The organism is Prosthecobacter sp. (assembly GCF_049294395.1).
Classification (GTDB): domain Bacteria; phylum Verrucomicrobiota; class Verrucomicrobiia; order Verrucomicrobiales; family Verrucomicrobiaceae; genus Prosthecobacter.
Genome location: NZ_JBAQCR010000132.1, coordinates 26728 through 40522 on the forward strand (window position 1 = coordinate 26728; position 13795 = coordinate 40522).

12 protein-coding genes are annotated in these 13795 nt (G+C 60.2%); 3 read left to right on the forward strand and 9 right to left on the reverse strand.

Features of this window, described 5'->3' with window-relative positions:
- Positions 1 to 106: 106 nt before the first annotated feature.
- The gene (locus tag WAW39_RS08815) at positions 107 to 1078 is read left to right on the forward strand and encodes a KpsF/GutQ family sugar-phosphate isomerase (RefSeq protein WP_422317878.1); all 972 of its coding nucleotides are present in this window, start codon (positions 107 to 109) and stop codon (positions 1076 to 1078) included.
- 7 nt (positions 1079 to 1085) lie between these two features.
- Here the strand turns inward: WAW39_RS08815 and WAW39_RS08820 are convergent, their stop codons facing one another.
- The 3 genes from WAW39_RS08820 to WAW39_RS08830 are packed head-to-tail and all read right to left on the reverse strand — an operon-like array spanning position 1086 to position 4797.
- Entirely contained in the window at positions 1086 to 2030 is a 945-nt protein-coding gene (locus WAW39_RS08820; RefSeq protein WP_422317880.1) for a TraB/GumN family protein, read from the reverse strand.
- A gap of 56 nt (positions 2031 to 2086) precedes the next feature.
- Positions 2087 to 3541 carry a DUF1501 domain-containing protein gene (locus tag WAW39_RS08825; protein WP_422317882.1) on the reverse strand — a complete coding sequence of 485 codons (1455 nt, stop codon included), beginning with the start codon at positions 3539 to 3541 and terminating at the stop codon, positions 2087 to 2089.
- A 44-nt stretch (positions 3542 to 3585) separates the two neighbouring features.
- Positions 3586 to 4797: a M14-type cytosolic carboxypeptidase gene (locus tag WAW39_RS08830; RefSeq protein ID WP_422317884.1), complete on the reverse strand. Its 1212-nt coding sequence runs from the start codon at positions 4795 to 4797 to the stop codon at positions 3586 to 3588.
- Positions 4798 to 4944: 147 nt separating this feature from the next.
- On the opposite strand from WAW39_RS08830, the gene WAW39_RS08835 reads away from it, so the two are divergent.
- Complete coding sequence (locus WAW39_RS08835) at positions 4945 to 6114, forward strand: alpha/beta hydrolase fold domain-containing protein (RefSeq protein ID WP_422317886.1); 1170 nt, start codon at positions 4945 to 4947, stop codon at positions 6112 to 6114.
- A 39-nt stretch (positions 6115 to 6153) separates the two neighbouring features.
- Positions 6154 to 7452 carry an amidohydrolase gene (locus tag WAW39_RS08840; RefSeq protein ID WP_422317888.1) on the forward strand — a complete coding sequence of 433 codons (1299 nt, stop codon included), beginning with the start codon at positions 6154 to 6156 and terminating at the stop codon, positions 7450 to 7452.
- Positions 7453 to 7464: 12 nt separating this feature from the next.
- Here the strand turns inward: WAW39_RS08840 and WAW39_RS08845 are convergent, their stop codons facing one another.
- Genes WAW39_RS08845 through argJ form a run of 6 tightly spaced genes read right to left on the reverse strand, consistent with a single transcriptional unit; the run spans position 7465 to position 13795 of the window.
- Complete coding sequence (locus tag WAW39_RS08845) at positions 7465 to 8586, reverse strand: LptF/LptG family permease (RefSeq protein WP_422317890.1); 1122 nt, start codon at positions 8584 to 8586, stop codon at positions 7465 to 7467.
- Between the two features lie 60 nt (positions 8587 to 8646).
- Positions 8647 to 9459 carry a glutamate racemase gene (gene murI / locus WAW39_RS08850; protein WP_422317892.1) on the reverse strand — a complete coding sequence of 271 codons (813 nt, stop codon included), beginning with the start codon at positions 9457 to 9459 and terminating at the stop codon, positions 8647 to 8649.
- 8 nt (positions 9460 to 9467) lie between these two features.
- Positions 9468 to 10370 carry an ornithine carbamoyltransferase gene (gene argF / locus WAW39_RS08855; RefSeq protein WP_422317894.1) on the reverse strand — a complete coding sequence of 301 codons (903 nt, stop codon included), beginning with the start codon at positions 10368 to 10370 and terminating at the stop codon, positions 9468 to 9470.
- A gap of 13 nt (positions 10371 to 10383) precedes the next feature.
- Positions 10384 to 11616 (reverse strand): aspartate aminotransferase family protein, encoded by a 1233-nt coding sequence (locus WAW39_RS08860; protein WP_422317896.1) that lies wholly within the window; start codon positions 11614 to 11616, stop codon positions 10384 to 10386.
- A gap of 7 nt (positions 11617 to 11623) precedes the next feature.
- Positions 11624 to 12481 carry an acetylglutamate kinase gene (gene argB, locus WAW39_RS08865; protein ID WP_422317898.1) on the reverse strand — a complete coding sequence of 286 codons (858 nt, stop codon included), beginning with the start codon at positions 12479 to 12481 and terminating at the stop codon, positions 11624 to 11626.
- A 27-nt stretch (positions 12482 to 12508) separates the two neighbouring features.
- Positions 12509 to 13795, reverse strand: coding sequence for a bifunctional glutamate N-acetyltransferase/amino-acid acetyltransferase ArgJ (argJ, locus tag WAW39_RS08870; RefSeq protein ID WP_422317900.1), 1287 nt, complete (start codon positions 13793 to 13795; stop codon positions 12509 to 12511).

Sequence of the window (13795 nt, forward strand, 5' to 3'; positions counted from 1 at the left end):
GATTAAAGAACAATTCAGAAGGAGCTTTCCTAATCATGGCGGGGAAGTATCGCGGGCTCAAGCACTTGGTTGATGCATCTCAGTCCCCGCCTAACAGTTCAGACCCATGAATTACCCCGAAAAAGCCCGCCGCGTGATCCAGCTCGAAATCGACGAGCTGCAGCGGCTGCATGCGCGCATTGACGAATCTTTCGCCCGGGCCATCGAACTGCTGCTCACGGGGGTCCGCCAGCGGGGCAAGCTGATCGTCTGTGGCGTGGGTAAAAGCGGCAACATCGGCCGCAAGCTTGCCGCCACGCTGAACAGCACAGGAGCCACCACCGTGCTGCTCAACGTCGGAGATGCGCTGCATGGAGATCTGGGGGTCATTGATCCGGGTGATCTGGCGATCATGCTCAGCTACAGCGGGGAAACGTCTGAACTGCTGGATCTGTTGCCGCATTTGAAGCGCTTCGACATCCCGATCATCGCCATCACTGGCGGCATGCAGTCCACGCTGGCCAGGAATGCGGATGTGGTGCTCGACGTGCACGTCACGCAGGAGGCCTGTCCGTTGAATCTCGCCCCGACCTCCAGCACCACGACGATGCTGGTCTTGTGCGATGCGCTGGCCATGGCTTTGCTGGAAGCGCGCGGCTTTCAATCTGAGGACTTTGCAAGACTGCATCCGGGCGGCTCGCTGGGCCGCGCCTTGCTCACGCGCGTGAGCGATGTCATGCGCAGCGGGGAACAGCTCGCGGTCATCCAACCGGATACGACCGTGCGCGAGACTCTCCAGGCGATGACCCGTGCCCGCAGCGGTGCCGCCATCGTGACGAACCCGAACGGCACTCTCGCCGGCGTCTTCACGCATGGTGACTTTGTCCGCGCTTTTCAGAAGAACAACGCCATCGCGGACAAGCCGGTGAACGAGTTCATGACGCCGCGTCCGGTGAGCATTCAGGCCAGCAAACTTGCCGCCGAGGTGCTCGCTACGCTCGAGAAAAACAGGATCGACGACATCGTGGTGGTCGATGAATCGGGAAAACCCGTGGGCATGGTGGATACGCAGGATCTGACCCGGCTGCGGCTCTTGTGAGGCGTGATTAGAAGTCCGTCACTTCGCGGTAATGCCGCACTCGGTAGCCGCGCTTGCGCATCAGCTCGATCAAGCCGGTATCCGAGGTGAGGTGCCCGGTGCCTACCAGCACCATCACCTTTTCGCCACGTTTGAGCATCTGCTCCAGCCGGTCCATCCAGGAGAGATTGCGGGAGGAAAGAAACAAATTCATGAGGTCGGGGTACTTCTCCGCCTCGCGGAAGAGCATCTCCTTCAGTTCATCCAGCTGGCCGTATTTCCAGGCCTTGATCATTTTTTCAAACTCCTCTTTCACGGAGCTGATCTCTCCCAGAGTCTGCTCCAGAAGCTCGCGCTGCTGCTTTTCACTGAGGGAGGCAAAGAGCTGGAGTTGAAACTCCACCGTTTCCAGTCCTTCAGCGGGCTTGCCGTCCTTCTTCGCCCGCTCCTCAAAGAAGGAGTCCACGCCCTGATCCGACTTGGCGCCGAGGGCCGCGTATTCCGTGGAGGTGATCATGAGAGCCACGAACCACGGACGGAAGTGGTTCAAAGAGGAATCCTTCAGGCCGTGTTTGGTGGCCCATGTTTTCACGGCCTCCCAGGTTTCCTTGCTCACATTCGCCTCCAGCGACATGTCTGCTGGATACTGGCCGAGCTGGGACATCCGGCTCGTCAGTTCTGATCCTGAGGCCGCGCCTGGCGGCAGTTCCAGGACGAGCTTGTTTGAATACATGTACGCCGCCTCATAGGCCGGGGCCAGGGGGTAGTCTTTCTCGCGTAAAATGTGAATGGTGCCGCACAGGAACAGGCGTCCACCGTTTGGTCCGTCCACCACCCACACGCTGCCATCACCACCACCGTCGGCGACAAAGGCCGCTGCATCCGGCTTCACGGCAGGCTTCGCTTCTTCACGTTTGCATGCCACGACGCAGACGCAGAGTGCGAGGGCAAGGAGGAAGCGTGGGATCGGCATTGGAACGATTCAAACACTCGGCGGGAGCGGGATGCAACCGGGATGTGCGACATCACTCAAGCCAGCACCGGCTTTACCACGCTGCCATGCACATCCGTCAGGCGGAACTGGCGGCCTTGGAAGCGGAAGGTGAAGCGTTCGTGGTCGATGCCGAGCAGGTGCATCAGGGTGGCCTGGAAATCGTGCACATGGACCCCGTCTTTCGCGACGTTGAAGCCGAACTCATCGCTCTCGCCGTAGGTCATGCCGGGCTTCACACCGCCACCGGCCATCCAGACGGTGAACACGTAGGGGTGATGGTCGCGGCCCCACTGCTTGGTGTCCTCGATCTTGCCTTGCAGGAAAGGGGTGCGGCCAAATTCGCCGCCCCAGATGACGAGGGTGTCCTCCAGCAGGCCGCGCTGCTTAAGATCTTTCACCAGCGCGGCACTCGGAGCATCAGTGTCGGTGCATTGAATCTTGAGCTGGGTGTTTAGATTCCGGTGCTGGTCCCAGCCTGCGTGCATCAGCTGCACAAAGCGCACGCCGCGCTCGGCGAGACGACGCGCCATGAGGCAGTTGTAGGCGTAGCTGCCCTGCCGCATCACATCGGGGCCGTACATGTCGAGGATGTGCTTGGGTTCGTCGGAGAAGTCCGTCAGCTCCGGCACGCTCGTCTGCATCTTGTAGGCCATCTCGTACTGAGCGATGCGAGTGGCGATCTCGGGATCGCCGAAGTCCTGCAGCTTCATCTCATTGAATCCCGCGATGCCATCGAGGATGGTGCGCTTCACCTCACGGCTCATGCCGTCTGGATTGCTCAGGTAGAGAACGGGATCGCCACTGCCGCGAAATTTCACACCCTGATACTTGGACGGGAGAAATCCGCTGCCCCAGTAGAAGTCATAGAAGATCTGACCGCAGCTGGCCTCCTTGTCGCGCGAAGTCATCACCACAAAGGCGGGCATGTCCTCCGCATCGCTGCCGAGGCCGTAGCTCAGCCACGAGCCAATCGCCGGTCGGCCAGCCTGCTCGCTGCCGGTCATGAAAAACGTGATGGCCGGCGCATGGTTCACCTGCGTGGTGTGCAGGGATTTGATGAAGCACAGTTCGTCCGCCATTGCTGCGGTGTGCGGGAGGAAGTCGCTCACCGTTGCGCCGCTGCGGCCATGGCGTGAGAAATTCGAGATCTCTCCCAGCACCGGCCGCGCCGTCTGGCCGCCGGTCATGGTGCTGAAGCGCTTGCCTGCTGCGATGCTGTCCGGGATCTGCGTGCCGTGCATTTTCTTGAGCATCGGTTTGTAATCAAACAGGTCCACATGCGAGGGCGCGCCGTTTTGCAGCAGGTAGATCACCCGTTTCGCTTTTGGTGTGAAATGTGGGAGCGCCGGTGCCATGGCATCCGGCGCCTGTGCTGCATAGCCTTCTCGTGTCAGCAACCCGCCCAGCGCTGCGCCACCGATTCCCATGGCCGTTTTCCCGAAGAGGGAACGGCGGGTCAGGTGAAGGCGGTTGGCGTCGAGAGGATGCATGGCAGGGCAGGGAGGTATCGGCCTCAGTGCCGCTGCTCTTTCACTCAGTGCCGCTGCTCTTTCAGATAGGCGTCCAACGCGCGGGCCAGTTGACTGCCCACAGTCATGTAGTTCTCCGCCGTGCTGCTGGGTGTGTTCCAGGCTGTTTCCAGCGTGATGGAAATCGTGCCTTCACCGCCATGCGCGCGGGCCCAGCCGCTGCTCATGCGGCCGCGCTCCTCCTCCGTCTTCACGTACGTGGCATAGCGGTACTTCGGCTCCACCTTCAGCGGTCCGGTGAGGTGCGCTGCTGCCAGATCCATCCAGCGCTGGTAGCTCTCCTGTTGGATGCCGGTCATGCGCTCAAAGCCGAACGGGCCGAAGAAGTACGGCGCACGATCCGAGGGGCCGGGATTGTGCAGGTCCAGAAACACATCGATCCCGTGCGTGGCCTGGATCTCGGAGATGCGCTTCTGTGCTGCGGCCACTTCGGGGTGATACGGCGCATCCGACCAGTCGCGGTTGTGATCCTGCGGCAGCGACTCCTTGCCTCCCGCTCCGAGGGTCACATTGTCCACGTCCATGATGGGAATGAAATGCACGCAGCAGCGCGTGCGAAAATCTTGAGCCTCCGCGCTCGCGAGCCATTCCACGAAGCCGCGCCCCACCCACGTGCCGCCGGCCTCCCAGGCGTGCTGACGCGCATTCACCCACACCTGACGTGGCGCGCTGAGCTTGCCGATACGGATGCCGTTCACTGGCCGGCCATCGCGCGTTTTGGCGAGTTCAAAGCGCTCCGCTTCATCTCCCAGCTTCGCTTTCACCCCGGCCAGCGCGCTCTCTGCCGTTGCTGGCACAAACGGCGGACCCCAGGCCAGCCAGAGGCTTGGGCCTTCCGCCTGCACTTGGTACACCGCCACCTTGTCTGCTGTGCGCTCCGCTTTGGTGGTCTGCTGCCAGGTTTTGCCATCGTGGCTCAGCACCGCCTGGTCCGGCTGGCACCAGGAAGAGGCCAATACGGTGTCAGGACGAAAAGGCCGCGTCTGCCCCTGCACTTCGAGCGTGATCTTCTGTCCTGGAATAGTGCCGTCCAGCCGCAGGAACCACCAGCAGGGCCAGCCACGCCCCTCATGCAGCGCGGGCATGATGCGCAGCTTTCCCGCCGCTTGATCAAGGGTCACCACCTCCGCATTGCCGCCTTCAAAGTCTGTGACCACCCGCAGCTCTGCATGGGCGATGGCAGTGCCGAGGATCAGGAGAAAAAGAGCTTTCATCATGGAGGCAAACAACGGTGCCTGTGGCTTGACCTGCTCATAAAACTTTTGGCGACGCTTATTCTTCTCACCGCAAAGAGGTCCAGTCTGGCGGCCAGCCAATTGCTTTGAGACTTGCCATTGGGGGCAGGTCTCGGCTTAGATGCTTCCATGAAACAGCTTCTCCTCCTGCTCATTGCTCCCGCATGTTTGTGTGCAGCCGATCCCGTTGAACTCAAGCTCTGGCCCGACGGCGCACCCGGCCAGATGCTGCCGCACTCCAAGGCCACGGAGGATTTCATTCGCACCAAGGCCGGTAAAAGCACCATCACCGACATTCACGATCCCTCGATCACTGTTTATCGTCCGGAGAAACCCAATGGCACCAGCGTCATTGTTGCTCCAGGCGGCGGCTTTGTCTTCCTCTCTGCCATTCATGAGGGCAGCCAGGTTTGCGAATGGCTCAACACCCTCGGCGTCACCGGCGTCCTGCTCAAATACCGCACGCCCACGCGCGATGAAGTCGCTCCACATGAAAAGCCGGTGGCCGATGCCGCCCGGGCGATCGCGCTTGTTCGCGAACATGCCAAGGAATGGAATCTGGATCCGAAACGTGTCGGTCTGCTGGGTTTCAGTGCGGGAGGAAACCTGCTCGCCCACATCGCCTGTGACCGCGCCACGAAGACCGAGTTGCCAGATTTTGGCATCATGATCTACGGCGGTGGTTTCGTGGACTTTAAAGATCCCACCAAGCTCAAGGAGGGCTTCACCGTGCCGAAGGACGCTCCGCCCATGTTCCTCGCCTGTGCTCATGATGATGGCCAGAACCCCGCCGCCGCCACCGTGCTCTATCTTGAGTATAAAAAACTCGGCATCCCGTGCGAAGTGCATCTCTTCACCAAAGGCGGGCACGGCTTCGGCATGCGCGACAACAAGCAGCCTATCAACGCCTGGCCGCAGAGGTGTGCAGAGTGGATGGAGTCCATGCACTTTTCTTTGAGTGAGCAGCAGTTTGATCGTGAGATCGAGCAGGCGGAAAAGAAGCTTCAATCGAAGTTCAGCCAGATGGGCTTGCTCATGAGTGAGATGAAAGAAAAGGAGCTGAACGAGATCGCGGTGCAAATTCAGGACGCCCGCCACCTGGGACAGACGGCCGCGGTTGCACGACTGCAGCAAAGGCAGGCCGAACTTACAGGTGCCAGCAAGCAGCAGGACAAGGATGATTCCCCCATGCGCGCGCGCATCAACGAGGAGCTCATCCAATTGAAAAAAGAAAAGCTCGAGCTCGAAGCCCGGCGGCAGATGTTTCTCGACAGGCAATCCGCTCCGAAACAGCCTTGAGTCTTGCAAGACTCGGGGATTGTCGGCTTAGTGCTTGGCATGAAACCGTTTTTGCTCTCTTTGCTGGTCGGGTCATCACTCGCCGCTGCCGATGTTGCTTCGGTGGTCAAAAAGGAACTGCCATCACTCGTCACGCTCTACAAAGAGCTGCACAGGAACCCAGAGTTGTCGCTGCATGAGACCGAAACGGCTGCGCGCATCGCCAAAGAGTTGCGTGATGCGGGCTTGGAGGTCACGGAGAATGTTGGTGGTCATGGCGTCGTCGGTGTTTTGAAGAATGGTGACGGTCCGGTGATTCTGGTGCGTACGGATCTTGATGCGCTGCCGGTGAAGGAGCAGACGGAGGCACCCTATGCGAGCACGAAGGTGGTGAAGGACGATCTTGGGCGTGAGGTGAACGTGATGCACGCCTGCGGCCATGACGTGCACATGGCCAGCTTTGTGGGAACGGCGCGGGCCTTGGTGAAACTTCGGGATCAGTGGCAGGGAACGATTGTCATGATCGGTCAGCCGGCGGAGGAGCGGGTGCTTGGCGCACGGTTCATGCTGCGTGCGGGATTGTTCTCAAAATTTCCCAAGCCGGACAAAGCCATCGCGCTGCATTGCTCCTCTGACATGGCGCATGGCACGGTTGGTATTGTCGAAGGCTTTGCACTGGCGAATGTGGACTCGGTGGAGATCGTGGTGAAGGGCCTGGGCGGACATGGTTCGATGCCACACCTCTGCAAAGACCCCATTGTGCTCTCATCGCAGATCGTGCTGGCGTTGCAGACCATCGTCAGCCGTGAGGTAAGGCCTGGAGATCCTGCGGTGATCACGGTCGGCAGCATTCATGGGGGCACGAAGAGCAACATCATCTCCGACGAAGTGCGCCTGCAACTCACGTTGCGCAGCTACAAAAAGGAAACGCGGCAACACTTGATCGACTCCATCAAGCGCATCGTCAAAGCCCAGGCCGAGTCTGCCAGCATGCCCGCCGACAAGATGCCGGAAGTGCTCGTGTCTGATGACAGCGCCACGGCGCTCTACAATCAGCCGGAGCTGTGTCAGGAGGTGCGCGGATTCATCGGGGCTGCCATCGGTGCAGACAACGTCCTCACGCGCGAGCCTGTCATGGGCGCGGAAGATTTCTCTGAATACGGCATGACGAAGGACAAGGTGCCGCTGTGCATGTTTTGGCTCGGCACCCAGTCGCCTGCAATGGTGGCCGCAGCCAAAGCCAAGGGCACCTCGCTGCCGTCGCTGCATTCGCAGTATTTCAAACCTGTTCCTGAGCCCAGCATCGAGACTGGCGTGACGGCGATGACCTCGGCGGTCATGGGCTTGCTGAAGAAATAAGGCGGGCCGCTTTTACTTCCGGCTGAGCTTGTAGAACAGCCAGCCGCCCATGCCGAGGAAGATCACATTGGGCAGCCACATGATGAGATGCGGCATCGCCGCCGGTTTGTCATTGAGCGTGTCTGCCAGAATGATAAAGACGATGTAAACCGTGGCTGTGATAAGGCTAAGGGCAAAGCCCGAAGATGTCTCACGGCGTTGAGCAGTCACCCCCAGTGGAATGCCCACCAAGGCGAAGGTGAAGCAGGCCATTGAAAAGCTGTAGCGTTTGCTGAGTTCGGTGAGCGACAGGGAGCGCGTCACAGGGGTCAGCGCTTCGCCGGTGACCGTATCCTTCCAGGTGCGCACTTCCTCGGCCAGTGCGCTGGTGGTCTTCATGCTGGCATTCACCCGAACGGTGTCTTTCTGCATTTCTGAGAGCGGCAGTTTCAACCACTGCTTGTTCATGGCCAGTCCGCCGAGCTGGCCCTGACCATCGACTGGCACGGTCTCTTGCGTCATGCCTTCCAGTTCCATCTGCAGATCAATCGAGCCGGGAGTGGTATGCAGGGTCGCTTTGTTGGCGTGGATGTAGGTGCTGGCCTCGGCGCCCTTCAGCATGACGATATGCATGTCTGTGAGCGTCTTGTCATGACGCTTGCTGGTGTAAATGCGGTAGCCGGGCACGCGCTCCAGGACCTGGCCCTCTTGAAACAGAGTTTCAGGGTTCTTGACCGCCACCTGATAGAACAGCCGCTTCATGCGGTCCTTCGCCGCCGGTGCGAGGCTCACATTCACCCATAGGCAGATGCCGCTCAGTGCTATGGCCAGGACAAAGACCGGAGCGCAGATGCGCGGCATGGACATGCCGGTCATACGCAGGGAGACCAGTTCATTGTCGGCAGACAGCCGGCCGAACACGAGCAGGATCCCGGTCAGGAAGGCCCAGGGAATCGTGAAGATGAGCGAGAAGGGAATGACCAGCATCACGAACTCCGCGATCACCGAGGCCGGCAGCTCTGTGTTGCCAAGCAACTGGTCCAGCTTTTTGTAAACATTGCCCAGCACCATGACGCCACTGAGCAGCGCCACGCCGATCAGCGTGGCTGATGCGACCTGGCGGCCAAGATAGCGGTCAAAGATGCGCGGGAACATGAGGTGGATCAGGCTAGCGAGTCTTCATCGCCGGGCAATTTGAGATTGCCATAGGCTGCTTCAAACGACGGCCTTCTTCACCTTGCCGAAATCTGTGCCCAGAAAGCGCTTGGCAAGGTTTTCCGCCTGTTCGGAATGATCGGTGAGGTAGATGTCGAGCGTGGGTTTCGATTTGATCGTCCGCAGCAGGCCGCCTTGTTCGAGGCTGGCTTTCACATGCGCCGCGCAGGTGCTGGCGGAGTCCACCAGGCGAACTTTCTGCCCGAGAATGCGTTTCAGCACCGGAATCAGCAGAGGATAGTGGGTGCAGCCGAGCACCAGGGTGTCGATGCCTTTGTCGAGCATTGGCTTCAAATACTCACGCAGAACGGACTTGAGCGCCGGATGATCGGTCCAACCCTCCTCCACGAACGGCACCAAGAGCGGGGTGGCGCGCGCCTCGATCATGATGTCTGGCCGCCGCATGGCGATTTCGTGCTGATAGGCATGACTGCGGATCGTGCCAGCCGTGCCGATGATGCCCACGCGTTCGCATGTGGCGTCAGCGAGAGTTGCCTCCACCCCGGGACCGAGCACCCCAATCACCGGAACGCGAAACGTGGACTGGAGCAGCGGCAGGGCATGCGCGGTGGCTGTGTTGCAGGCCACCACCACGGCCTTCACGCCATGGGAGACGAGGAACTGGGTGTCCTCCATCGAGAAACGCCGGATTGTGTCCGGGGATTTGGATCCATACGGCACACGAGCCGTGTCACCGAGATAAACGATCGACTCATTTGGCAGCAGATCCCGCAGCGCCCGCACGACGGTCAGTCCGCCAACGCCGGAGTCAAAAACGCCGAGAGGGCTGCTGGCGGTGACGGGGGGGCTCATGGTTGGAATCAACTTTTCCGCGTGAGCTCCACAATGATGGCCTTCTGCGCATGCAGACGGTTTTCTGCCTGATCGAAGATCAAATCGGCGTGGGCTTCCATGACTTCCTCGGTGATTTCCTTGCCGCGGTAAGCGGGCAGGCAGTGCATGACGAGGGCGCCAGGGTTGGCGTGTTTCATGAGGGCGGAGTTGATCTGCCAGGGCTTGAGGGTCTCGATGCGGTCAGCGCTTTCGGCTTCCTTGCCCATGCTGACCCAGACATCGGTGTAAACGACATCGCAGGCACCCACGGCTTCGGCGGGATCATCGACGATGCTCACGGTGTTGCCGGGCACACGATGCATGAAGCTTTCCTGCGGTTGAAACGCCTTGGGGGCTCCGATGACGAGTTCAAAGCCGAGATGCACGGAGGCCCAGATCCAGGAGCGGGCCATGTTGCAGTCGCCATCGCCCAGGAAGCAGATGCGTTTGCCTTTCCAGCCGCCGAGGCGTTCCTGAATCGTCTGCAAATCCGCCAGCACCTGGCAGGGATGCTCGTCATCGGTCAGGGCGTTGATCGTGGGGATGCCGCTGTATTTGGCGAAGTCCACCACGTCCTGCTGGGCGAAAGTACGGATGACCGCGCCATGAATCATGCGGCCCATCACCCGTGCGGTGTCCTTGATCGGCTCGCCGCGGCCCAGCTGGATGTCGGCGCTGGAGAGGAACATCACTGCACCGCCCAGTTCGCGAATGCCGACTTCAAAGCTGACCCGCGTGCGTGTCGAAGACTTGCTGAAAATCAGCGCCCACTGCTGGCCGGTGAGCACCTGAGGTGATGCCTTGCGGTCCTTTTTCAGCACGCAGCCCAGATTAACGATTCTCTCGATTTGTTCCCGGGTCAGTTCTTCGATGGAAAGGAGGTGTTTCATATCTTGGCGGGGTTTACGCGAGCTGATCGAGCACGCTCTTGAAGATGGCGAGCCCTTCGTCGGCATGGGCTGCGGTGATGTTCAGCGGGGAGAGCCAGCGCACCACATTGGGGCCGGCGGGGGTGACCATCATGCCGGCATCGAGCAATTGCTGAGCAAGGAAGATGGAGGGCAGCTTGCCGCCGGATTTCGCGGCGATGGCTTCGGCATTGAGTTCAAAGCCGATGAACAGGCCGAGCTGGCGCACCTCTTTGATCAGCACGTGATTCCAAGTGCACGCTGCGGCTGCGATGGCGGCCCCGCGCGTTTTGGCATTGTCGCAGAGATGCTCGTCCAAAATCGTGTGCAGTGTGGCGATGCCCACGGCGCAGGCGAGGGGCGAGCCGCCATAGGTGGTGCCATGCGTGCCGGGGCCGAGAGTCTTGCTCAGGTCGCGGCGGTCATTGACCCAGAAGGAACCCAGCGGGAAGCCGCTGCCAATGGCCTTGGCCCAGCTGATGCCGTCGGGTTGGATTTCATCTCCTGGAATGATGCTGCGCCAGCCGGCCATCTCGCCCGCACGGCCAAAGCCGCACTGCACTTCGTCCAGCAGCAGGAGCAGATCTTTCTCGCGGCACAAGCGCTGAGCGGCGCGCAGGAACTCGGGCGTGACAGCGTTCACGCCGCTCTCGCCCTGAATGGGTTCCAGCAAAATGGCGACTGTCTTGTCGGTGATCGCAGCTTCGAGTGCCGCGATGTCATTGAATGGCGAATAGACGAAGCCCGGCGGCAGCGGACCAAATCCTCCATGGATCTTCTCCTGCGCCGTGGCGGTCATGGCACCGAAGGTGCGGCCATGAAAGGAACCGGTGAAGGTGATGATCTCGTAGCGACCACCTGTCTGCTGGCCGTATTTGCGCGCCAGCTTGAGCAGGCCTTCATTGGCCTCCGCACCGCTGTTGCAGAAGAAGCATTTGCCCGCAATACCGACGCATTCTTCGACGAGAATGCGTGCCAGTTCGGCCTGCTTGTCGATGCAGTACCAGTTTGAAACGTGGATCAGCGTGTTTGCCTGCTCCGTGAGCGCCTTCACCACTGTGGGTGGGCAGTGACCGAGCGGGCACACGGCCACGCCACCGGCGAAGTCGAGATACTTTTTTCCATCACGATCCCAGACGTACGGGCCTTCGCCACGCACCGGCCAAACGTTGTAACGACCGTAGTTGGGCAGGACAAACTCCTGCATCAGTTGATCACTCGTTCTCATCTCAGGATTACAAATGGATTTCGGTGCCGATCCCGCCGTCGGTGAAGATTTCGAGAATCAGCGCATGCGGCAGACGGCCGTCGATGAGATGCACCTTGCCCACGCCACCGCGAAGGGAATCGAGCGAAGAGTCCACCTTGGGGATCATGCCGCCGCTGATGATGCCGTCTGCTTTCAGCTTGGCGATGGATGCCTCGTCGAGGCTTGGGATCAGCGTGGTGTCGTCCTTTGGATCACGCATCACACCGCGTACGTCGCTGAGGAAGATCAGCTTTGTAGCCTTCAGCCTCTTGGCCAGACCACAGGCTGCGAGATCGGCGTTCACATTGAGCGTTTTGCCAGAGGCAAGCTCACGGGCAACGGGGGAAACCACGGGGACAAACTCACCCGCCACCGCAGCTTGGATCAGCCCGAGCTTGCAGTCGTTGACTTCGCCGACCCAGCCGAGATCGCCCTTCATCTTTTCGCCCAGAAACACTTCCGTGCCGGGGATGCCGACGGCCTTGCCGCCAAAGGCGTTGATTTTGGTCACGATCTCCGGATTGATCACACGGGCGAGAGTTTCCTCGACGATCTTTATCGTTTCGTCGTCAGTGACGCGCATGCCGTTGATGAACTTGGCCTGCAGACCGGACTCGGTCATGGCCTTCGAGATCGCCTTGCCTCCACCGTGAACGATGACGGGATTGATGCCCACGGCTTCGAGGAAAACCACGTCACGCAGAAAGGAGTCCACCTGCACGGGGTCTTCCATCGCACTGCCACCGACCTTGATCAAAAAGGTGCAGCCACGGAAGCTCTGCATGTAGGGCAGGGCTTCAAGAAGTACGGCGGATTTGGTGATTTGAGCGTCGAGTGGATTCATCGCGATGAAGGTGACTGCGTGAACCGATCAAGCGAAGCCTTTCTGGCGTTTCGCATGAACGGCGGCGGAGTATTCCGAGCTGTTGAAATCCACGTATTCTTCGGACAGGTCGCTGGTGTAAACGGTGTAGCCACTGGTGCCGAGATTGAGATCAATGGTGACGGTGAACTTCGGTTCCTTCACGACCTTTTCCAGTTCCGCCACAGGCGTGTGGTTGACGAGTCCGCCTTTGCAAGCCTGCAGGCCGCCGAAATAAATGTCGATGAGCTCTTCACGAATGCGCGCGCCGGAATAACCCACGGCGTGAATGATGCGGCCCCAGTTCGGGTCGCAGCCATGGAAGGAGCACTTAACAAGGAGGGATTTGGCCACGGTCTCGGCCACCTTGCGGGCATCGGCCAGCGTGCGGGCATTGCGGACGCGGATCTCGACAAATTTGGTCACGCGCTCGCCGTCGCAAACGATCATCTTGGCGAGTTCCAGCATCACCTTGTGCAGCGCGCAGCGGAAGAGCTCCGCCTCGGGCGAGCCCTTTTTGATCGTTGGCGCATCCGACTGGCCGTTGCTCATCACGATGACGGTGTCGTTCGTGCTGGTGTCACCGTCGATGGTGATGCAGTTGAAGCTTTTCTCCACGGCGTAGCGCATGGAGCGGTGCAGCTCATCCTTGCCGACCTTTGCATCGGTGGTGATGAAGCAGAGCATGGTGGCCATGTTCGGGCAGATCATCCCCGCGCCTTTGGCGATGCCGCCAATGCGGAAGCTGCCTTTGCCGCAGGGCACATCGACCGCGAAGGACTTGGGCTGCGTGTCGCTCGTCATGATCGCACGCATGGCATCCTCGGAACCATCGGACTTCAGCTTGGCCACCGCGTCGGGCACTTTGACAATGACACGCTCAATGGGCATCGGCATGCCGATGATGCCGGTGGAGCAGACGAGCACCTGGCGCATTTTCACGCCGAGCTGTTCAGCCACGGCCTTGGTCATGGCCTTGGCATCCTGAATGCCCTGCACGCCGGTGCAGGCGTTGGCATTGCCGCTGTTGGCGATGATTGCACGGGTGTCGCTTTCCTTGATGTGCTGCTGGCAGACGCGCACGCAGGCGGCACGGACTTTGTTCGTCGTGAAGACTGCGTCCGTCGTCGTTGGGCCGTCTGAAACGATCAGCGCGAGGTCGAGGCGGGTGGCTTCAGGATTCTTGATGCCGCAGGTCACGGCGCTGGCGCGGAACCCCTTTGCGGCGGTCACGCCGCCGTCGATGACTTTGAATGAGACGCGGCATTCGCGTTCGTCGTGTGCTTTGGTCGCCAT

Bases quoted from the DNA above. Each gene is read 5' to 3' on its own strand.
- WAW39_RS08815 (WP_422317878.1), top strand. From the start codon at position 107: ATGAATTACCCCGAAAAAGCCCGCCGCGTGATCCAGCTCGAAATCGAC.
- WAW39_RS08820 (WP_422317880.1), bottom strand. From the start codon at position 2,030: ATGCCGATCCCACGCTTCCTCCTTGCCCTCGCACTCTGCGTCTGCGTC.
- WAW39_RS08825 (WP_422317882.1), bottom strand. From the start codon at position 3,541: ATGCATCCTCTCGACGCCAACCGCCTTCACCTGACCCGCCGTTCCCTC.
- WAW39_RS08830 (WP_422317884.1), bottom strand. From the start codon at position 4,797: ATGATGAAAGCTCTTTTTCTCCTGATCCTCGGCACTGCCATCGCCCAT.
- WAW39_RS08835 (WP_422317886.1), top strand. From the start codon at position 4,945: ATGAAACAGCTTCTCCTCCTGCTCATTGCTCCCGCATGTTTGTGTGCA.
- WAW39_RS08840 (WP_422317888.1), top strand. From the start codon at position 6,154: ATGAAACCGTTTTTGCTCTCTTTGCTGGTCGGGTCATCACTCGCCGCT.
- WAW39_RS08845 (WP_422317890.1), bottom strand. From the start codon at position 8,586: ATGTTCCCGCGCATCTTTGACCGCTATCTTGGCCGCCAGGTCGCATCA.
- murI (WP_422317892.1), bottom strand. From the start codon at position 9,459: ATGAGCCCCCCCGTCACCGCCAGCAGCCCTCTCGGCGTTTTTGACTCC.
- argF (WP_422317894.1), bottom strand. From the start codon at position 10,370: ATGAAACACCTCCTTTCCATCGAAGAACTGACCCGGGAACAAATCGAG.
- WAW39_RS08860 (WP_422317896.1), bottom strand. From the start codon at position 11,616: ATGAGAACGAGTGATCAACTGATGCAGGAGTTTGTCCTGCCCAACTAC.
- argB (WP_422317898.1), bottom strand. From the start codon at position 12,481: ATGAATCCACTCGACGCTCAAATCACCAAATCCGCCGTACTTCTTGAA.
- argJ (WP_422317900.1), bottom strand. From the start codon at position 13,795: ATGGCGACCAAAGCACACGACGAACGCGAATGCCGCGTCTCATTCAAA.